1 protein-coding gene and 1 pseudogene are annotated in these 4,845 nt (G+C 70.7%); both read right to left on the minus strand.

Annotated elements, in window-relative coordinates; genetic code table 11:
• A partial coding sequence (locus tag ASC87_RS33965) for a condensation domain-containing protein (protein ID WP_369820798.1) occupies positions 1-741 on the minus strand: 741 nt, incomplete at its 3' end.
• Between the two features lie 63 nt (positions 742-804).
• A pseudogene (locus ASC87_RS33970) lies at positions 805-4,837 on the minus strand (amino acid adenylation domain-containing protein); the annotation flags it as partial.
• Between the last annotated feature and the right edge of the window lie 8 nt (positions 4,838-4,845).

Genomic DNA, 4,845 nt, shown 5'->3' on the forward strand with positions numbered 1-4,845 from the left:
GAAATGCCCCGCCCAACGCTCGACCGTGTCGCGGTCGAACAGGTCGGTCGCGTAGTTCAGCGATCCTTCCATCCGCTCGCCCTGCTCCTCCAGCATCAGTGCAATGTCAAAGCGCGCGGTGGTCAACCGCGCAGGCTCGAGCGCCAATGACAGCCCCGGCAATTGCAGCGGCGCATGCGGCACGTTCTGCAGAACGAAGAACGCCTGGAACACCGGGCTGTGGCTCAGGTCGCGTGGCGGGTTCAGTGCCTCCACCACCTGGTCGAAGGGCACCTCCTGGTGGGCCTGCGCCTCCAGCACCGCCTGGCGGGCCTGGGCAATCCAGGCTGACAGGCTGGCATTGCCGTCCCACGAAGCACGCAGCGCCTGGTTGTTCACGAAAAAGCCGATCAGCGGCTCGGCTTCGGTGCGCAGCCGGTTGGCGAGCGAGGTGCCGACCACCACGTCGTCCTGCCCGCTCAGGCGGGCGAGCAAGGCCGACCATGCGGCATACAACACGATGAACAGCGTGGCGTCGTGCCGCCGCGCGAGAGCCTTGAGTTGGCGACTCAGCGGCTCGTCCAGACCCAAGGCCACGGCATCGCCGCGGTGGCTCTGCACCGGCGGGCGCGGACGGTCGATCGGCAGGCTCAGCAAGGCCGGCGCGCCTTGGAGGTGTTGTTTCCAGTAGGCCAGCTCTCGCTGCAGTGCCTCGCCTTGCAGGYGTTGGCGCTGCCAGGCGGCGTAGTCGGCATATTGCACGGCCAGCGGCGGCAGCGGATCGGGCCGGCCTTCACGGTAGGCCGCGTACAGCGCCTGCAGCTNGTTGGCGCTGCCAGGCGGCGTAGTCGGCATATTGCACGGCCAGCGGCGGCAGCGGATCGGGCCGGCCTTCACGGTAGGCCGCGTACAGCGCCTGCAGCTCKTTGACCAACACGCCGATCGACCAGCCGTCGGACACGATGTGGTGCATGCCAACCAGCAGCACGTGCTCCTGGACGKCCAGCCTCAACAAGCGGCCACGGATCAGCGGGCCCCGGCTCAGGTCGAATGGCCTTGCGGCTTCGGCTTGCGCCAATGCTTGCACCTGCGCTTCGGACGCGACATCGGCCTTGTCCAGCTCGAACGATGCGTCCGCGTCGATGACCTGCACCGCCTGGCCGTCAACTGGCACGAAGCGCGTTCTCAACACCTCGTGCCGCGCCACGATCGTGTCCAGCGCACGCCGCAACGCGGTCTCGTCCAGCTCACCCTTCAGCCGCACCGCGCCGAAGATGTGATACGCCGACGTCCCACCGCTGCCTTCGCCCTCCAGCTGGTCGATGAACCACAAGCGCTGCTGGCCGAGCGACAGCGGCAATGGCTGGCTGCGGTCTGCCGGCGCCATCGCCATCGCCTCGAAGTGAGTGGATGTCGTCAAGTCCTTGGCCAGCGCCTTCAGCGTGGGCCGCTCGAACAGCGTGCGCAGCGTCAGCGCCCGTCCCAACACCTGCTGCACGCGCGCCACCACCTGCATCGCCAGCAGCGAATGGCCTCCCAGCTCGAAGAAGTTGTCCTCGCGGCCGACGCGCGGCAGCTGCAGCAGTTCCTGCCAGATCGCCGCCAGCGCCTGCTCGGTTTCCCCCTGCGGGGCTTCGTACCGTGCGCTCGCGTAGTCCTGCGGCCGCGGATCGGGCAGCGCATGGCGGTCCAGCTTGCCATTGGGCGTGAGCGGCAGCTTGTCCAGCAGCACCACCGCCGCCGGCACCATCGGCTGAGGCAGTTCGTCCTTCAACCGCTGGCGCAGTTGCGCGACGTCGAGCGGTTGACCGGCGACATAGGCCACCAGCCGTTCGGCTCGCAGCACCACCGCCGCCTCGCGCACACCGTGCTGCCGGCACAGCGCCGCCTCGATCTCGCCCAGCTCGATCCGAAAGCCCCGCAACTTCACCTGGTCGTCGTTGCGCCCCAGGTAGTGGATCGTGCCATCGGCTCGCCACAGGCCCAGGTCGCTGGTGCGGTACATCCGCCCGCCCGGCTTGAACGGGTCGGGCAGGAAGCGTTGCGCCGTCAATTCCTCCCGGTTGAGATAGCCCCGCGCCACGCCGGCCCCGCCGATGTGGATCTCACCTGCCACGCCCAACGGTACCGGCTCACCCGTGCCGTCGAGGATGTACACCTGCGTGTTCGCGATCGGCTTGCCGATCGGCACCGCGGCGCCGAGGCCGGGCGACATCGCTTGCCGCGTGGCGACCACGGTGGTTTCGGTGGGACCGTAGGTGTTGAGCAGCGTGCAGCGGTCCCCCACCAGGAGATGCCACGTGGCGCAGGCCGACGGCAGCGCAGCTTCACCGCCGATCACCGCCAGGCGCACGCACTGGGGCCATTCGCCGCGCCCAGAGGCCAGGTCGGCCATCAGCCCATGCCAGTAGGCCGTGGGCAGGCCCAGGACCGACACGCGCTGCGCTTCGCAGGTCCGCGCCAGCGCGGGCAGCCCATCCAGCACCGCATCGTCGCGCAGCACCAGCGTGGCGCCTGCGCACAGCGTGCCGAAGATCTCCTCCACCGCCGCATCGAAGCTGGCGGTGGAGAACTGCAGCATGCGTTCGCCCGGTGCCAGCCCATAGGCCTCGCGCGCCGAAACCACGTAGTGCACCACCTGCCGGTGCTCGACCATCACGCCCTTGGGCTCGCCGGTGGAGCCGGAGGTGTAGATCACGTAGGCCAGGCGGTCCGCCGACAGGCCTTGCGCGCGCAGCGCCGGGCGCGTCGAGGGCTGGTCTTGCGACAGTGGCCCGGCGCTGGTCACCGGCACGCCATCCAGCAGGCCCTGCCAGCGCGGCACCCGGGCCGGAGCGCACAGCAGCGCCCGTGGTGCGCTGTCGCGGCAGGCTCGCAGTTGCCGCTCTGCCGGATGGTCGGGATCGATCGGCACATAGGCCGCACCCGCCTTCAGGATACCCAGCAGACCGGCGATCAGCTCGACGCTGCGGGGCAAACTGATCGCGACGCGGTCGTCGGGCTGCACGCCAAGGCGCAGCAGCCCGTGCGCGATGCGGTTCGCCTGGGCATCGAGCGCGGCGTAGCTGAGCGCCGGACCTTCGCCGGCCACGGCATCCACCAGGGCGAGCGCCTGCGGAGCCGCATCGGCCTGCGCCTCGAACAGCTCGTGCAGCAGCGCCTCCTCGGGCCAGGGCCGACGCGGACCGTTGAAACCAACCAGCACGCGGCGGCGCTGCAGCGCGTCAAGGAGTGGCAGTTGCGCCACGGGCTGCGCATCGGCATCGGCCAGCGCATCGAGCAGCAGCACCAGGCAGCCGGCCCAGTGCGCGATGGTCGCCGCATCGAACAGGTCGGTGGCGTACTCGATGCCGGCGCGCACGCCCTGGCCGGTGTCGGCGATCGAGAGCGACAGGTCGTACTGCGTGGTTTTTCGCGCGACCGCCAGGGGCTCCACCACCAGGTCGGGCAGCGCGATGCGCTCGGCGAGGCCGCCGTCTTCCATGGCGATCAGCGCCTGGAACACCGGGCTGTGCGCGAGGCTGCGCTCGGGCTTCAGCGCATCGACCACCTGCTCGAACGGCAGCGCGGCATGCTCCTGCGCCGCCAAGCTGGCGGCCTGGACCTGCCCGACCAAGCCGGCCACGGTGAGCGCGGGAGACAAGTGCAGGCGCAAGGCCAGCGTGTTGACGAAGCAGCCCATCAGGCCCGCCAGCTCGGGCCGGTTGCGCTGGTCGGCCGGCATGCCGATCACCACCTCGTCCTGCCCGGCCAGGCGCGACAGCAGCAGCCCCCAGCCGGCCAGCAGCGTGACGAACAGCGTCGCGCCATGGCGTTGGGCCAGCTGGTGCAGCCGCTGCGACAGGGCCAACGGCAGCGTGAAGGCATGGGTGGCGCCGACATGGCCTTGCACCGAAGGCCGCGGCCGGTCGGTCGGCAGCGACAGCAGCGGCGGCGCGCCCGCCAGATGCTGCTGCCAGAAGGCAAGGTGCCGCTGCAGCGCCTCGCCCTGCAGGCCGCGGCGCTGACAGGCGGCGTAGTCGGCGTACTGGACCGGCAGCGGCGCCAGCGCGCCGGCGTGGCCGTGGCGCGCCGCGTCGTACAGCGCGGCCAACTCGCGCACGAACAGCGCGACCGAGCCACCGTCGGACACGATGTGGTGCTGCGTCACCAGCAACACGTGCTCCTCGCCGGCCAGCCGCAGCAATTGCCCGCGAATCAGCGGGCCGTTGCCGAGGTCGAAGGGCCGGATCGCTTCCTCCAGCGCCAGGCGTTCGAGCGCGAACGCACGCTCGTGGCCGGCGGTGTCGGCGAGGTCACGGCGTTCGAGCGCGAAGCGCGACGGCGCGTGGATGCGCTGCACGACCTCGCCGCCGTGCTGCGCGAAGGTGGTGCGAAGCACCTCGTGCCGGGCGACCAGTCCGTCGAGCGCCTGCTGCAACGCCGCGCTGTGGAGCGGGCCGACCAGGCGCAGGCCGGCGGCCATGTGATAGGCCGCGCCGGCCTCGGGGTCGAGCCGATCGAGGAACCAGAAGCGCTGCTGCGCCCAGGAGGCGGGCAGCGGCAGGCTTCGGTCCGCCAGCGGGATGGCGTCCGGCACGGCCGTGGACACTTCAGCGCAGCGTTGCCCGAGCAGGCGCAGCGAGGGATGCGTGAAGAGGTCACGCAAGGTCAGCCGGCGCTGCAGTTGCTGCTCGACGCGGGCCACCACCTGCACCGCCAGCAGCGAATGGCCGCCCAGCTCGAAGAAGTTGTCCTCGCGGCCCACACGCGGCAGCTGCAGCAGCTCCTGCCAGATCGCCGCCAGCGCCTGCTCGATCTCGCCTTGCGGGGCTTCGTACTGCGCGCTCGCGTAGTCCTGCTGCTGCGGGTCGGGCAGCGCATGGC

Source organism: Rhizobacter sp. Root1221 (genome assembly GCF_001425785.1).
GTDB lineage: Bacteria > Pseudomonadota > Gammaproteobacteria > Burkholderiales > Burkholderiaceae_C > Rhizobacter.